This window comes from Solibacillus daqui, from assembly GCF_028747805.1.
In the GTDB taxonomy this organism is placed as follows: Bacteria; Bacillota; Bacilli; order Bacillales_A; family Planococcaceae; genus Solibacillus; species Solibacillus daqui.
On sequence record NZ_CP114887.1, the window covers coordinates 1,368,071 to 1,383,929 of the forward strand.

Genomic DNA, 15,859 nt, shown 5'->3' on the forward strand with positions numbered 1-15,859 from the left:
TTAATTTCAGAAGGGATTGATATTTATTTTAAAGCTGTTAATTGATGCGGATTCCTGCCCAGTTGTTGATTTGGCGCTGTTTGTTTCATCTCAATTTGAGATAATACCCATCTTATTCTGCGATACGTCTCATCGCATTGAGCGAGAAAATGTAAAAACTATTATTGTCGACAAAGGACCAGATTCGGTCGACTTTAAGCTCGTAAGTGAGCTTAAACGAGGAGATATTGTCATTACAGGAGATTATGGACTTGCTGCTATGTGTTTGGCAAAAGGTGGAATTGTCCTGACACATAACGGAAAAGAACTGACGTCTGACAATATAGATCAGCTGTTGGCATTTCGTTATGAAAATGCGAAAATAAGACGTGCAGGAGGTCGCACAAAGGGACCTAAAAAGCGTACTGAAGAAAACAATTTGGCGTTTGAAATGAAATTTCGACAAATTTGTGAACGTGCGATTTTGCAGAAGGAGGAGAACAACCATGGGTGAACAGAAAATCGATGTAAACGCTTTAACAGCAAGCTTTCCATTAATTGAAAAGCTGCAAATGCAACAATATGTATTTTGGATAAATGAGCAGTTAAATAAAGAAAAGCCAACGATTTCATCTATTTCTATGGAAATGATTCGGGAAGCAGAGCAAAAATTGCAACGCTTTTCTTCATATATAAAAGAAGCGTTTCCGATTACAAAGTTTTCTAACGGTCTGATTGAATCGGAATTAAAGGAAATTCCATATATGAAAAAGTTAATCGAAGGTCGCCGTGGATTTGCAATTCCAGGGACACTCATGTTGAAATGTGACCATGCTTTACCTATTGCTGGTTCTATTAAAGCACGTGGGGGCATTTATGAGGTATTAAGTTACGCCGAAAAGCTAGCACTTGAAGCTGGACTTATCTCAAAATCAGATGATTATGCCAAATTTGCAACAGATGATATGCGCGCGTTTTTTAACCAATACAAAATTGCTGTTGGATCGACAGGGAATTTAGGGTTAAGTATTGGGATGATCAGTGCTAGATTAGGCTTTCAAGTAACGGTGCATATGAGCGTCGAGGCTAAACAATGGAAAAAGGATTTATTGCGTAAAAACGGTGTTGAAGTTATTGAACATAAAACTGATTATACAGAAGCAGTGCGTCAAGGTCGAATCTCAGCTGAAAAGGATAACACATGCCACTTTGTCGATGATGAAAATTCAGTTGATTTATTTTTAGGCTATGCTGTAGCTGGACTTCGTTTACAGGAACAGTTAAAGCAAGCGAAAGTAAAAGTTGACGCAGATCATCCATTATTTGTGTATTTACCTTGTGGTGTTGGTGGTGGCCCTGGTGGTGTCGCATATAGTTTGAAGCAAATTTACGGTAAGAATGTCCATATTTTCTTTGGTGAGCCAATGCAGTCACCTTGTATGCTATTAGGGATGATGACAGGTTTACATGATGAAATAAGTGTTGGGGATATTGGTTTAACCAATCAAACAGAGGCTGACGGATTAGCAGTTGGTCGCCCCTCACGCTTTGTAGGGACAGTAATGGAATCCGTAATTAGTGGATGCTATACTGTGGACGATAGCTTTTTGTTTAGAAGTTTAAAAGGGATGTTCGAAACAGAAAATATTTTTATGGAGCCATCTGCACATGCGGGGGTTTATGGACCAATCGAATTAATGATGCAAGGTGTTACGTATTTAGAGAAACATAATTTACAACAAAAGCTAGATAGCGCAACGCACATTATTTGGTCTACTGGTGGTGACTTGGTGCCAGAAGAACTACGTCAGCAGTATTTACAGACAGAGATTTAGAGGGGAAGACAGCTGTGTTAATTTTTATCGTCATTGTAGCGTTATTTGCGGCAGGGATGCTAGATTTAAAGCTACGCAAGAAATTTAATATCGAAAAGAACCAAAAATTTATGGATCAGTATGTGGGCGTTTGGCATTTGTTTTTAGAAGTGTTCCTATGCTTTATGTTCCTATCATTTGTAACCGTAAATCTATTTGATCAGAAAACAGTCTACGCATTGTTGATGGCATTCATCATGCTGTTATTTATGATTCGTGGATTCTTTGAATTTTTATTTAGACGTGATAAGCGTCGTCATGTTATCTCATTTACATACGTTGCGCTTTGTGCGGTATGTAGTGTAGCGATTGCGTTGTTTATGTAATGAAAACAAGGTGTGCCACTTACGAAATCACGTAAGCGACACACCTTGTTTTTTTAATCCTGTTGTACTTCTTCCACAGTTGCTTCTACTTCGGCACGTGACATTTTTTCACGGCCATCACGCATTGCTTGTAGCGTTTTATGGGCTAATGCGAGTGGGAGTTTGCAGAACAACTTAATGGAACGTTTGTCTAAATCTTTCATGTAAAGGTCGGCTTTTTCTAAGTTTTCCTCGGCGTAAGCAAACAGCTCGGCGCGAGTCCAGTCATCAGGTACAAAGCTTACACCACGCTCGTCTAAATCTTCTTGCTCATTACGTAAAATATTCACTGCCTGTAAGCCACGGCCATAACCAATTGCAAGCTCGCGGTCTGTTTTTGTGCCTGCGCTCCATTCCCAAAGGTCAGAAAGCATGACACCTACTAAGCCGGCTACGTAATATGTATAGTCGTCTAAATCTTCCTTCGTATGCACTTGCCAGTTTGCGAGTGCCCATTTAGCCATACCCTCAGCCATTTCGCTCGTTGCTGACATGACGATTGTACGCGCATCTTGTGGACATACTTCCAACCAGTCTGCTAAACGTGTTGTTACCTCAGGCATTTTATCTGATACAGGCGCTAATGCCTCGATGTAAGCCGTGTTATCGAATGTAGGGGCTTTTAAAATCGCTGCTACTCTTAATAAGGTTGTGTTTTTTATTTCATTTGAAACGTCTTCGTGGTCTTCAATTTCATCAATAGCACGCATAGCTAAATAGGCGGCTGCGACCGTTAGTTTTAATTCTTTATCTAAAAAGGTAATTGGGATATAAAATGTACGGCTCGTTTCTTTTAATACGCGCATCGCATCTTTTTGTAATTGTTTGATTGTCATACGAAGCATCCTCCAATATCTATTGCATCCATCTATTATCGTAACGCAAATTGACAAAAAGTGAAAATAAAAGTTCTGTTAATGTTTCTGCTAGTGGTGAAGTGTGGATATTTATCTGTATTTGAGTGTCTAATTTTTAAAATCATATGGAATTTTGTTATATATTATAGAAGATTATTGTAATATAGATGGGAGGAGTGAGGGAATTGAAATTTTTACAATTTATTGTGGTTGGCGCAATAATTGGACTGGTTGTTGGGATGTTGAACTTACCGTCATATACCATCGCGATCGCAGCAGTAGTACTTTTTATTGGGATAATGGGGAACTTTTTTTACGTTACCATGTATACGAAAAATCTAAAGAAGATAGAAAAGGTTATTAAGAGCAATCGTAAAAATCCAATATATCGTAGTTTGCAGCTATTAGCTGAAGGTACAGATGAGGAATTTGAGGAAAGCTTAGAGGTCATATTAAAAAAATATAAAAATACAAAATACGAGGGGACATATGGTGCACTGCTTGCGATGATGCGGGGAGATTTTGAGCAAGCACATCGTTACAATGAACGCCTATTACATAAAGAAGTTGGGCAATATACAAATTATATTATTGATATTGTATCAGGAAAAGAAATTGAAGACGTTCCTGCATTTAAACAGAGCTGGATGAACTCGAGTATTGAAGCACATAAAGCGTTTATGAGTCATGACGTACATGCCTTTGAAGATTTTTCAAAACAAGCAACGGAGCAAGCAAAAGGTATACAATATTATGGGAATTATTATACGTTTAAGCGGATGCGGAATAAACTATCAGAAGAGTTTCAAACACAATAGAAAAAAGGCGTATTTATTTTAAATGGTAAGACAGGCTTAACTTATTGCAACAGCAATATGTATGCCTGTTTTTTTATGGATTTAACATGTGTACAATTGCTAATGAAATATGATTATTTTGAATGATTGTCGTTTTTGTGATGATTTGTATGTTTTGTCTAGCGTTTAGTTTACGGAAGCAAGAACTAAACGGCTAAATAGCTTTTGAATACCGAGTGAGTGTATGAAAACTTCTTCTTTTGGGAGAGGGCTTTCATACACTTTTTTATTAATTAACTTCACATACTCGAAATAATTTTTGCGAATATATAAAAACTGCCATTTATTAAGCAAATGATTAATGCTGAAAATGCATAGGATCTACTGTTTTTAAATTCGTAAATAAAGGTGATTACACCGAGAGTTAATAAACAAATCCAGCTACTATCCCACAAGATACTTGCTAATTTGTCAGGGAAAAGCGTGTAAACGCCAGTTAAAAAACAGGTCCAAATAACAACGGTTGAATTGAAAAAAATGTAACTTAATTTAGATGCCTTTACTGTATTTCCTTTAAAGAAGTAAAGCATGGCAACAATACAAATGCTTATGAAAACAACGATTAGAAATATAAGTGGAAAACGTTCCCTCCAGTATTTAGCCAATGAATTTCGCGAACCATGCAACATAATGTGAAGCGGGAATAAATAGTATTTGGGCAAATAGTGTACCTAAAAATCTTGAGCTTATCATCATGATGGAAGCCTTTTTTAAATGTACATAGCTTCCTCGATTATTAATGACTGCATCTGAAAGAAGAGAAATTTTTGGATCGATGAAAACAATCAATAAAATCGTTCCAATACCGTTTATTAGCCCAGAAGCCATAATGGCTGTTGTTTTATATTCAGGTACTAATAAGCTTGCATATAATGCGGAAAACACACCGGTTGTATAAACTGCTGTCACGATAACGTTAATTAGAAATAACTTTTTTGGTACATCTTTTAATCCGATGCCTCGTAAATATGAAAAACGAGGCTTACGAATATGTCCCACTGCACGACGTAGATATTCGAATGATAGGCCTTTTTTGAATAAGGCGGGAATAGACCCACGTTCTGCGACTAAATGAATAATGGCTCTAGAAAAGATCGCGACAAATGTAGGGAGTAGTAGCATTCCTATTAAAGTGCCTAATGAAGCAGAGCCCAAAATAAAACGAAATTGATTTTCTACAAATTGAAGTGTGTTTTCAGGAGGGGCGTTATCGATTAAACTCCCTGTAAAAGGTTGCTGCATCATGTTTGATAATCTTGAAACCATCACCATAATATTGAAAAGTGATAATGCAGTTGCTAATAAACGTGCACGCGCTCCAGATAATCGAACAGCATAAGCCAAAGTTTCGATTGAATGGATAATCAAAATAAATAAAGCAATAATAATAACCTTTCCTGTTATCAGTTCCATTTTACACAAACTCCCAAATTTTATTTTGTGATTTGACGTTTTCAGTGGGGATTAGTTTCTCGTGATTTTAGGATAGTTGTCTAATTAGCTTTATACTCAAAATGCACTGGTTAATAATGTGATTTCAAAAAAATGTTGAAACTGACAACCCTGTCACTTTATAATAGTGACAAGGTTGTCAGTTTTTGATTTTTATTATGAAATGGGGGACATAATGATGACTAGTGTTACTTATTCAAAGCATCTGTATAAAAATAAGCCTTTTTTGTTTTTAATTGCTTCTCAAATTGTTTCGGCTATTGGTAATTGGTTGGATCTTTTAGCCATTATGACTTTGGTTGCTGTAAAGTGGAATGCTTCACCCTTGGCGGTGTCTGGTGTCATGCTAGTGTTTGTAGGTCCTATGGTTTTGTTTGGTCCGATTAGTGGGGTGCTAAGTGATCGTATTGAAAGACGATTCATCATGGTGCTATCTGATTTAGTGTGCTTGGTTCTCGTTCTAGGGGTAGCTTTTTCAACAGAGTTATGGCAAGTATATGTTTTGTTGTTTTTGAAAAGTTCATTTGTTGCATTATTTATTCCCGCAAAAAATGGTAAATTAAAAGAAATCGTAGAAGAAGACCAAATTCAAACTGCAATGGGAATTAGCGCAATGATTGATAATGGGGCAAAAATTATTGGCCCCGTACTTAGTGGAATGGTTGTTGCTACGTTAGGCATTCAATTGGCATTTTATATTGATGCGCTTACGTTTGCTTTGTCAGCCCTATTATTACTGGGTGTCCCAAAGTATGATCGTAATGTTGTAGCAAAAGAAACCGAACAGAAGAGGTTAATGATATTTTCAAATTTACTAGTAGAGATGAAAGAAGGTTTTACTTTCCTTAAAGGGATTCCTGTTATTTTAGTTAGTTTGATTATTAGCACATTACTGCTTCTTGTTTTACAAATTGCCGATACACAATTTATGGTCCTTTTAAGGGAGATCTTTAAAGATCCAGTAACCGTTGCGGGCTATAGCATGGCAGCTAGCGGTGGAGGAATGTTTATAGCATCCGCTATTTTTACAAAAAAACAGATTCATTCGACGCTGAATTGTATGTTTTTTGGAGCTTTTGGCCTTGGAATTTCATTAATAGCAGTTGCTGCTATGTCGCATCTTTCCACTACATTTCTTACAATTGCCTATCCAATGGTATTTTTTTTAGCCGGCTTTTCATTTGGTTCGGCGATTATTCCTTTAAATATCCTTGCACAAAAAAGTACTCCAGTTGATAAAACTGGGCGTGTATTCGGAATAATCAACAGTATGACAACACTTGGGACATTCATTGGAATGGTTTTAGGTGGAATTCTGTCCGAATTGTTTGGTGTTGTAATGACATTCATTGTGTCAGGTACATCCTTGGTTGTGGTGAGCTTGCTAACCATTATTATTAAATCTCTATCGAAAGAAGGTATCGAAATGTCACCTAAAGTTTCGCAACAATATAAAGAAAATCGCAAACATGAAATATTGAGGGCTGCAGAAACTGTATTCTGTCAAAAGGGGTTCGAACCGACAACTATGAAAGACGTTGTTGAATTGTCAGGGATGAGCCGGGGCGGAGTATATCAATATTTTTCTAGTACAGAAGAAATGTTGAAGAGCATCCTGGCAGAAAGAGACGAACAGTTTGAAAAGAAAATTCATGATTTTATCGAAAGTAATCAACCTGTTTGGGAAACGGTAGAGTCTATATTAGATGCGTATAATAAAGAAACATTCCATAAAATTAGTGCCGTTACTTATGAATATTTTGTAACGGGATGGCGTAGTGAAGGAATGGAGCGTATTCCTTATTTGTTAACACGCTTCAATCGGGCAAGGGAGAATCTTATTAAACTGCTTGAAAAAGGAGTGGAAACAGGAGAATTTGATCCGATACAGCCACTTCATACGATTGCTACCTTTATAATCAATGTTACTGACGGCATCTTATTACAAACACTTCTCGCTGGAAATAAGGAAGCGGACACAGAAGGACAGATAGAAGCTTTAAAAATATATCTGAAAACAGTATTACAAATAAACTAGTTACTTATAAATGATTCCTTTATTAAATAAATTTAAATTACCCTTAAGACCAATCTGTATTGAACTCCACCTTAATTGTTAGGGCATGTTATTTTAAGGTTAAATCATTCACGGAAATTGGTCTTTTTGTATTTCAGAATATCTAATGAATAGATACCCTAAAAAACTTCTTACTATTACCTTACAATTTATGTAATTATGGTGTATATTTTACTAATCAAATTAAAAGGAGAGAGGAATATGTTAGTCATTACTTTATCAATCACAAACGAATCGGAGGGTATGTTGAACTAATTTAATATTGTCACTTATTCTCCGATTTGAGTTTCATAACTGACTCAAAAAATTCGGAGGGCAAAAAATTGGACATTAAAAACATTTACTATTTTTTATCGAGTTCACGCTCGTTTTGTATTCATATCGTATTTACACTAAATGCGATTTATTATGTTTCTCAGGCAGGTTTGAACCCGCTACAGTTGGTGTTAATTGGAACGATTATGGAATTGGCCATCTTATTCTTTGAAATACCAACTGGATTAGTAGCAGATTTTTGGGGACGAAAAAAATCATTTGTTATTGGTACATTCATTATAGGGGTTGCGCATCTATTAGAAGGAAGTTTCCCAGAATTTTGGGCAATTGCAATAGGTGCTGCTTTATGGGGCATTGGATGGACATTCATTAGTGGTGCGGAAACGGCATGGATTGCAGACGAGTTAGAAAATAATGAATTAGATTCTGTTTTTCTAAAAGGCGCCAGGTATGGCTCAATTGGTAGTTTCTTGGGGATTATTGTTAGTGTCCTTTTAGCTACTGCTTTTTCGGTGCAAATTACAATCTTAATAGCGGGTGGATTACTCGTTGTCATTGCAATCATTTCTTTAAGAATCGTACCTGAAACTAAATTTGTGCGAATGGCCAATGAAGGGACGACAGGTTTTCATCAAATGCAGCTAGCAATCAAGGGCGGATTTGCTCAAATAAAAGGTAATTCAATTTTACTTGGTCTTGCTGCTATTACATTATTTGTGGGATTGGCTAGCGAAGGTTTTGATAGACTTTGGGGAGCTCATTTTATAGAAGGTTTTCAATTGAAGGCAGAAGAAGCAGTTTACTGGTTTGGCGCTTTTTACGCAATTGCCTTTTTATTAAATATAGGTATTTTAAAAGTTGTCGAAACGTATGTGAAAAAACGATTTACGGGCGTTTTACTAGTACTTAATGGATTGCTCTTCATGGCTATGCTGTTCTTCGCAATGAGTGAGGAGTTTATACTGGCAATATTACTATACTGGGTAATAGCTTCACTACGAGCAGTAAATTCACCTTTAATAACTGCTGTAACGAATAAACAATTACAATCACAAGGACGTGCTACTGCGCTATCCATGTATGGTCAGCTTGATGCATTTGGTCAAGTAGCTGGCGGACCACTAGTTGGGATGGTTGCTCTTTATACATCGGTTCAAGGTGGGATTATTATGTCTGCTATTTTAATTATTCCTACAGTGTACTTTTTATGGAGAATGCGGAAAATAGCTTAAAGAAACAGTTTGTAATCTGGGTTTCTTCACGTAGAAAATTGTTGGAAAAATAAAACGGAAACGTTGACTTTACAGCGTTTCCGTTTTTTTTTTTGTGGATAGTAAAGTATAAATTCTAAAGGAAATCCACAAAAATGTGACATCATTTGGTGCGAAATGTATTTTTCTAATTTAGATCCCACTTTATAAAAAGGTTTGTATTTGTTTCATATGGTGAATATCATGCTCCATTAAACCTTTTAAATAGGTATAAAGGGATAATGTCGATTGGTTAATGTTCAATTCAGCTAACCAAATTTCTTCAGGTAGTTCGTTTAATGTTTCAACTAATTCAGTCCGAATACGAATACACTTTTCAAATGTGTGTTGAATCGGTTCATTTCTTGCAAGATGAGCTGAACGTAAATTTAAATCGTCAGCGTTAGGACTTGGTGGGAAACTGCTATTAGTTAATAAGTAAGGAAGCCTATTTTGCAAGACAAATTCATCCCAAGGGTAAAAGTGACCAATTATTTCGATGACCGACCATTTTCCATCACATATAGGTGTTAGTAAAACATTTTCATTAATATGTTCTAAGCTTTGTATGAAATTAAGAAAGTTACGTTGATGTGCTAGTATTTCGGATTTTTCTTTCAGCGAGTTAATTACCTCCTACCGACCTTTTCTTTTAAGAGCAAATAGATATGTAATGCGAACAATTTACAGATTCAGTTAATATCCCACATTATAGTTAAGCCATCTAGTTACTTCCTTCGCTATTTTATCTGGATGGACACGATGTAAATAATGATGACCCTCCAACAAAATATAAGTAGTGTTATTTCCAGCATATTCAGAGCAACGGTATTCGTTTTCGCGGAAAGGTTGTAAAAATATTAGTACAGGAAGATTCTTATTTTTAGGTAATTGCGAAATACTTTGTAAATTTTTTTGTCCCATTAAATATTCATTAAATAATGTACTGCCTTCAGTGATATGTTTTGCAGTTCGTTCTTCCTCTAGTTTTTCATTTTCTGTCCACTCCGAGTCGATGAAAATCTGATTACGCTCCTCAGGGGAAAGTTTATCCATCCAAGAAATCGCGACTTTATATGCTTTTGTTTGAAATAAAAAATCGCCATCTTTTGTGGTAGGCTCAATACCAATTATGCCAAGTACTTCCTCTGAATATGCATGCTGATAAGCGAGAGCAAGAGGACCATTTGCTGAATGGGCAAAAAATATAATAGGACTATGTTCAACATGTTCGATTAACTCATGAATTTCAAATACGATATTTTCCCAAGTTCTCTCAACATCTGTTTCATCACTTTCACAAACACCTAAGCGATCAATAAACAATTTTGGATAACGAGTATCTATTCTCTTTGCTATATTTTTTAAGCCTAAATAATTGCTTGCTCCTCCAAATCCGTCCATAAAAATAATTGTTGGAAAATCTTTCTTTCCTTCAATTTTTACATAAGACATTTTACCGTGACAACCGTTAAAGAATTGTTTTGCAACCAACAAAATTCTCCTTTCACTATTAATCTTCGAAATAACGGAAAAACCCTCGATTGCATTTAAATCGTTGCAGCGATCTTATTTATCGCTAAAGAAAAATTTTCTTCCTTTTATTTGCAGTATATCTTTTTTGATCGAAATATGGTAATATTAAAATAATTTAAATGAACGGAGGTGAACAGAATGAATAAGTTAGCTATGGAGACAGGTGTAAAAGTGGATACAGCTATGTATTTTGCACGTGTCATTACGTTTAAATTTGCGTCTAACGGGATAGGTATGCCCTTTTTTAGACAATTTAAAAATAATGCGTAGCTAATTAACCTCATTCTTTTCACCATAGCGATGGAAAGACTGTTTCGTTAAGGAGCAGTCTTTTTTTCGTGGAGAAAATAAGAAATTTAATTCCATGCTACGCTGTGGAGGCGTAGAAATATGCAATTAAAAGCAGAAAATATAACGAAAACAATGGGTGGTAACACCATTTTTAAAGATCTTTCTTTTGAAGTAAATACGGGAGAACGTGTGGCGATAGTAGGTCGGAATGGTAGTGGGAAAACGACACTCTTTAAAGTGCTAGCAGGAATCGAACAACCTGATCAAGGTCGCATTATTAAAGCGAAGGGGCAATCGATTGGCTATTTGCATCAAATTCCTAGCTACACAGATACAACCGTTTTTGATGTATTATCTGAAGCGTTTGCCGAATTACATGCAATGAAAGCAAGACTTATGGATTTAGAACAGCGTATGCAGACGGATATGTCGGAGAAAATTCTTAATCAATATGGTGAAATACAGGAGCAATATCTTGCCAATGGCGGATATGAAATTGAGGCGAAAATTGCTTCCATTGCGAATGGATTAAAGATTACTAAGTTATTAGAGCAATCATTTGAGGCGTTAAGTGGTGGAGAAAAAACGAAAGTCATGCTTGCTCAAATATTATTGCAACAGCCGAGTATCCTTCTTTTAGATGAACCAACGAATCATTTAGATTTAGCCGCAACGGAATGGCTGGAAGACTATTTACATTATTTCAAAGGGACGGTCATTGTGATTTCACATGACCGAATGTTTTTAAACAACATTGTGCAATATGTTGCTGAAATTGAAGACGGAGAAATTTGGGTGAGCAAGGGGAATTACGATCAATACCTACAAAATAAAGAAGCAAAAATAGCTCAACAATTTGCAGACTATGAAGAACAGCAGAAAAAAATTCAAAAAATAAAAGAGGCGATTCGTCGACTACGTCAATGGGCGAATGAAGCGTCGCCACCGAATCCTGATTTATATCGAAAAGCGAAAACGATGGAAAAAATGCTTGCGCGCATGGAATTAGTAAAAAAGCCAAAAAAAGAACGTCAAATGAATATACAACTAAAAACAGAGGATCGAACAGGGAAAGAAGTGTTTATGTTAAGTGATGTTTCGCATGGTTTTGCTCAGGATTTTTTATTTATGGATATTCAGTTGTCCGTTTATTACCAAGATCGGTTAGCGATTGTCGGAAATAACGGGACAGGGAAATCAACGCTTATGAAAATCCTGCTTGGACAATTGCAGCCACTAGATGGGCACATAAAGCAAGGGAGCAATTTGAAAATTGGCTACCTTGCGCAGCAATTTGACCAATTCGATGGTAAGCAACGATTAATCGATGCGTTTCGCGAACAAGTGTCATTAACGGAATATGATGCGCGGCATATGTTGGCACAGTTTTTATTTTATGGTCATGATGTATTTAAAAAAGTCGAGCAGCTTAGCGGTGGTGAAAAAATGCGACTTCGTCTAGCGCAACTTATGGTTCAAAAATGCAATGTTCTTGTGTTGGATGAACCAACGAATCATTTAGACATCGAATCAAGAGAAGCACTGGAAGAAGCGCTTGAAAATTTTGAAGGGACCATAATTACGATTAGTCATGACCGCTACTTTTTACAAAAATTATTTACGAGAACGGCATGGCTAGAAAATCAGCAACTGACCGTCCATGAGGGTCCCTTTGAATGGGCGAAATCGAAACAAAAGGAGTTAAGCAGATGAATAAGATTGAAGCATATTGGAATCATTTTTGTGAACTAGAAGGATTAACAAATATTCGATATACAGAGGCGTTCCAGTTTGGGGAGAAAGCAGATTGGTTAGCAAGCCTAGTAGTGGATGGAACAAAAACAGCGACTTGTTCAAGCTATCCTTTATATGAAATTGAGGGGGAAGCTTTACCTGCAGTAGGTGATTATCAAATTGTCTTAAACAGTCAAGATGAACCTGTTGCAATTATTAAATCCTTTTCAATAGAAATTTATCCATTTAATGAAGTGCCCGTTGATTTTGCATTAGCAGAAGGTGAAGGAACTTATGAACAATGGAAAGAGGCTCACATCGCATTCTTTGGAAATATTTCACTTGAATACAATCTAGAATTTTCAGAAAAAATGCTAACAGTTTGTGATCGATTTGAAAAAGTGTATCCGAAATAGTTAACATCTCATTAAAATAGACGCAACGCTGCTCGTAAATGACATCATTAGCGTATAAAATGTGGTTTAGTGAAAATGAATTCTTAAAATTTAAAATTATATTATTTTTCTTTTTGAATCTAAATCCGCTCAAATTTCGCAACCTTTATTACTACAAATCGTTTCATAATAGTTGCATAAAACATAGATTTTTTGATATAGTGATTAATGTTTTTCTAACAATATTGAAAAGCTTTTGAACAAAGAAAGAGTGATCAAAGAGATGAAAGATTTAGTAGGAAAAAAAGGAGTTCAATTGAACGGCTTTTTAGGGATTTATCTATTAGCTGTCTTTATGATTTGGATAAAAACCTATATAACGCAATTGACACAATTTGATTTAAGCGTTGAGGGAATGCTTCAGCATTTTTTATTATTAATTAACCCACTAGGTTCAGCACTATTATTTTTATCAGTAGCCTTTTTATTTAGAGGCAAAAGAAAAATGAGCATTTTGATAGTCGTCTATACACTAATGACGATTTTATTATATTCAAATGTCGTGTATTACCGATTCTTTAGCGACTTTATTACGTTACCAACGATTTATCAACCGCAAAACTTTGGGGATTTAACCGGTAGTGTGCGTGCGCTGATTCGCCCATTGGATTTATTGTATTTCATTGATATTGCCTTACTTATCTACTTACGAATTGCAAAAAAAGAGCAGTTTAAGCAAGTAAAAACGGGCTTCAAAATGCCAGTCATCGCGGTTGCCTTGGCATTGATGGTTTCTTCGATGAATTTATTATTAGCAGAAAAAGATCGTCCTGATTTACTAGTACGTGGTTTTGACCGTAGTTATATTGTGAAATATTTAGGGATGTACAATTATGCGATTTACGACACAGTAAAAACGGCAGAAGCATCTTCAGAACGTGCACTTGCGGATAGTAGTGACATCACGGAAATTATCAACTATACAAAATCAAATTATGCTGAACCAAATCCTGAATATTTCGGCTTAGCAAAAGATATGAACGTTATTTATTTACATTTAGAATCTATGCAAACATTTTTAATTGATTATGAGTTAAATGGTCAGCAAGTAACACCGTTTTTAAATTCATTAGCGAAAAATGAAAATACAATGTTTTTTGATAATTTCTACCATCAAACAGCACAAGGGAAAACGTCTGATGCAGAGTTTATGCTAGAAAATTCATTGTACGGTTTGCCACAAGGTTCGGCCTTTATTACGAAAGGGCAAAATAAGTACCAAGCAGCACCGACGATCTTAAAAGACTACGGTTATACATCTGCAGTATTCCACGGCAACAGTGGTACGTTCTGGAATCGTAACATTATTTATGATCAATTTGGATATGATGAGTTTTTCAGTGCAGATAGCTATGACACAAGCGATCCTAAAAACATGGCGGAATACGGTTTATTAGATAAACCATTTTTCGAGCAGTCACAGAGTTTATTAGAAACATTGCCACAGCCGTTTTATACAAAATTTATTACGGTTGCGCACCATTTCCCATTTAAAATGGATCAAGATTTAGTGACAATTGACAAAGCGACAACAGGTGATACAAGTGTCGATAATTACTTCCAAACAGCGCGCTATGCGGATGAAGCAATCGAGGAGTTCTTTACTTATTTAAAAGAATCAGGTCTTTATGACAACACGATGATTGTTATGTATGGCGACCATTATGGTATTTCCGATAATCATAACCGTGCTATGTCGGAGATTATCGGTGAAGAAGTAACACCTGTTGTAAACGCCGATTTACAACGTGTTCCGTTACTTATTCATGTGCCGGGCATGGAAGGTGGCATTAACCACACGTATGCTGGACAAATGGACCTTTTACCAACCGTGCTACATTTATTAGGTGTGGAGACACAAAACAATATTCACTTTGGTTCAGATATTTTATCTGCAGATCATAGCGAAGTTATTCCATTTAGAAATGGTAACTTTGTCAGCCCAACTATTTATTCGTTAGACGGCAAATTTTATGATCGTAAAACGGGATTAGAATTAGATCCTTCACAATATGAGCAGGCTGAGAAATTACATGCTATGGTTCAAGAAAAACTAAATTATTCTGATAAAGTTGTAAACGGAGACTTATTACGTTTTTATTCAAAAGACGGTAAAGTTCTTTCGGAATAACTAAAATTGAGACACTGCCTAATTTTATTAAATTTCGCAGTGTCTTTTTTATTACTTCTTTTACAAAAGGTAGCTTTTGATATATGTTAAGTTAAGATCTTTTTAATCGAGACAGTAGGTGATCTAAATCAAACAAAACATAGACATACGCGTAATGAAGACAAGGCAAAAGCTGTTTGATGCGTATTTATCGTTGCTTGAACAACAAACACCAGAGAGAATGACTATTCAAATGTTAACGACGAAAGCTAATATCAATCGCGTGACATTTTATAAGCATTTTCACAATTTAGTGGAATTTCATGAACAATTTATTGAACATTATATTTTAGAGCTTTACGAATTTATGAAGCCGCTTAATTACAAAACGTATACGAAAGGCTTTGAGTATGAAGCGTTATTGCAGCTATTAGAGCATATCAAAGCAAATCAAATAACATACAAAATTTTGTTAACATCGCAAAATATTACGGGTTTTAATAAGGCGTTATTAGCGCATTTTCAACAGCGTATTTCAAAGCATACGACGGAGCTTGCGAAATTTGATTTTCCTGGGACAGGTGTCAATCAAATTATTGTATCGTGGTACGGGGTTTCGGCATTATTCGGTACTATTCGGTACTATCATAATGTGGGCGGAGTCTGATTTTAAATATTCTCCTGAGCAATTAGTGAATGCGATTGTCAGATTATCTCCGCATTCAGATTAGTATGGCTACATTTTA

At 35.9% G+C, this 15,859-nt stretch carries 15 protein-coding genes; 11 read left to right on the top strand and 4 right to left on the bottom strand.

Annotated features, from left to right (window positions below; all coding sequences use genetic code 11):
- The first annotated feature begins 25 nt into the window (after positions 1-25).
- The 3 genes from O7776_RS06455 to O7776_RS06465 are packed head-to-tail and all read left to right on the top strand — an operon-like array spanning position 26 to position 2,179.
- Positions 26-493, top strand: coding sequence for a YaiI/YqxD family protein (locus O7776_RS06455; protein WP_274310455.1), 468 nt, complete (start codon positions 26-28; stop codon positions 491-493).
- A complete protein-coding gene (locus tag O7776_RS06460; protein ID WP_274309774.1) occupies positions 486-1,814 on the top strand; it encodes a D-serine ammonia-lyase in 1,329 nt (442 codons plus the stop codon). The genes O7776_RS06455 and O7776_RS06460 overlap by 8 nt, the downstream gene beginning before the upstream one ends.
- A gap of 14 nt (positions 1,815-1,828) precedes the next feature.
- Positions 1,829-2,179 (top strand): DUF4181 domain-containing protein, encoded by a 351-nt coding sequence (locus tag O7776_RS06465; RefSeq protein WP_274309775.1) that lies wholly within the window; start codon positions 1,829-1,831, stop codon positions 2,177-2,179.
- Positions 2,180-2,232: 53 nt separating this feature from the next.
- On the opposite strand, the gene O7776_RS06470 is transcribed toward O7776_RS06465, so the two are convergent.
- Positions 2,233-3,054, bottom strand: coding sequence for a squalene/phytoene synthase family protein (locus O7776_RS06470; RefSeq protein WP_274309776.1), 822 nt, complete (start codon positions 3,052-3,054; stop codon positions 2,233-2,235).
- Positions 3,055-3,260: 206 nt separating this feature from the next.
- On the opposite strand from O7776_RS06470, the gene O7776_RS06475 reads away from it, so the two are divergent.
- Complete coding sequence (locus O7776_RS06475) at positions 3,261-3,893, top strand: hypothetical protein (RefSeq protein ID WP_274309777.1); 633 nt, start codon at positions 3,261-3,263, stop codon at positions 3,891-3,893.
- Between the two features lie 636 nt (positions 3,894-4,529).
- Here O7776_RS06475 and O7776_RS06480 read toward each other — a convergent pair.
- Entirely contained in the window at positions 4,530-5,345 is an 816-nt protein-coding gene (locus O7776_RS06480) for a lipid II flippase Amj family protein (RefSeq protein ID WP_274309778.1), read from the bottom strand.
- A 217-nt stretch (positions 5,346-5,562) separates the two neighbouring features.
- On the opposite strand from O7776_RS06480, the gene O7776_RS06485 reads away from it, so the two are divergent.
- Positions 5,563-7,422 carry an MFS transporter gene (locus O7776_RS06485; RefSeq protein WP_274309779.1) on the top strand — a complete coding sequence of 620 codons (1,860 nt, stop codon included), beginning with the start codon at positions 5,563-5,565 and terminating at the stop codon, positions 7,420-7,422.
- 362 nt (positions 7,423-7,784) lie between these two features.
- The gene (locus O7776_RS06490; protein ID WP_274309780.1) at positions 7,785-8,969 is read left to right on the top strand and encodes an MFS transporter; all 1,185 of its coding nucleotides are present in this window, start codon (positions 7,785-7,787) and stop codon (positions 8,967-8,969) included.
- A 183-nt stretch (positions 8,970-9,152) separates the two neighbouring features.
- Here the strand turns inward: O7776_RS06490 and O7776_RS06495 are convergent, their stop codons facing one another.
- Together O7776_RS06495 and O7776_RS06500 are read right to left on the bottom strand one after the other, a co-directional pair.
- A complete protein-coding gene (locus O7776_RS06495) occupies positions 9,153-9,617 on the bottom strand; it encodes a DinB family protein (protein ID WP_337999466.1) in 465 nt (154 codons plus the stop codon).
- Between the two features lie 66 nt (positions 9,618-9,683).
- Positions 9,684-10,481 (bottom strand): alpha/beta fold hydrolase, encoded by a 798-nt coding sequence (locus O7776_RS06500; protein ID WP_274309781.1) that lies wholly within the window; start codon positions 10,479-10,481, stop codon positions 9,684-9,686.
- A 180-nt stretch (positions 10,482-10,661) separates the two neighbouring features.
- Here O7776_RS06500 and O7776_RS06505 point away from each other — a divergent pair, with 180 nt between their 5' ends.
- From O7776_RS06505 to O7776_RS06525, 5 genes are all read left to right on the top strand, one after another.
- Entirely contained in the window at positions 10,662-10,793 is a 132-nt protein-coding gene (locus tag O7776_RS06505; protein WP_274309782.1) for an RAxF-45 family protein, read from the top strand.
- 120 nt (positions 10,794-10,913) lie between these two features.
- A complete protein-coding gene (abc-f, locus tag O7776_RS06510; protein WP_274309783.1) occupies positions 10,914-12,527 on the top strand; it encodes a ribosomal protection-like ABC-F family protein in 1,614 nt (537 codons plus the stop codon).
- On the top strand, positions 12,524-12,964 hold the full coding sequence (locus O7776_RS06515; protein WP_274309784.1) for an ASCH domain-containing protein: 441 nt from the start codon (positions 12,524-12,526) through the stop codon (positions 12,962-12,964). The genes abc-f and O7776_RS06515 overlap by 4 nt, the downstream gene beginning before the upstream one ends.
- Positions 12,965-13,226: 262 nt before the next feature.
- On the top strand, positions 13,227-15,134 hold the full coding sequence (ltaS, locus tag O7776_RS06520) for a lipoteichoic acid synthase (RefSeq protein ID WP_274309785.1): 1,908 nt from the start codon (positions 13,227-13,229) through the stop codon (positions 15,132-15,134).
- A 154-nt stretch (positions 15,135-15,288) separates the two neighbouring features.
- On the top strand, positions 15,289-15,780 hold the full coding sequence (locus O7776_RS06525) for a TetR/AcrR family transcriptional regulator (RefSeq protein WP_274309786.1): 492 nt from the start codon (positions 15,289-15,291) through the stop codon (positions 15,778-15,780).
- Positions 15,781-15,859 lie beyond the last annotated feature (79 nt).

Excerpts from the sequence above, each read along its gene's own strand:
- O7776_RS06460 (WP_274309774.1), top strand. The coding sequence starts at position 486 with ATGGGTGAACAGAAAATCGATGTAAACGCTTTAACAGCAAGCTTTCCA.
- abc-f (WP_274309783.1), top strand. The coding sequence starts at position 10,914 with ATGCAATTAAAAGCAGAAAATATAACGAAAACAATGGGTGGTAACACC.
- O7776_RS06515 (WP_274309784.1), top strand. The coding sequence starts at position 12,524 with ATGAATAAGATTGAAGCATATTGGAATCATTTTTGTGAACTAGAAGGA.
- ltaS (WP_274309785.1), top strand. The coding sequence starts at position 13,227 with ATGAAAGATTTAGTAGGAAAAAAAGGAGTTCAATTGAACGGCTTTTTA.
- O7776_RS06525 (WP_274309786.1), top strand. The coding sequence starts at position 15,289 with ATGAAGACAAGGCAAAAGCTGTTTGATGCGTATTTATCGTTGCTTGAA.
- O7776_RS06470 (WP_274309776.1), bottom strand. The coding sequence starts at position 3,054 with ATGACAATCAAACAATTACAAAAAGATGCGATGCGCGTATTAAAAGAA.
- O7776_RS06485 (WP_274309779.1), top strand. The coding sequence starts at position 5,563 with ATGACTAGTGTTACTTATTCAAAGCATCTGTATAAAAATAAGCCTTTT.
- O7776_RS06480 (WP_274309778.1), bottom strand. The coding sequence starts at position 5,345 with ATGGAACTGATAACAGGAAAGGTTATTATTATTGCTTTATTTATTTTG.
- O7776_RS06505 (WP_274309782.1), top strand. The coding sequence starts at position 10,662 with ATGAATAAGTTAGCTATGGAGACAGGTGTAAAAGTGGATACAGCTATG.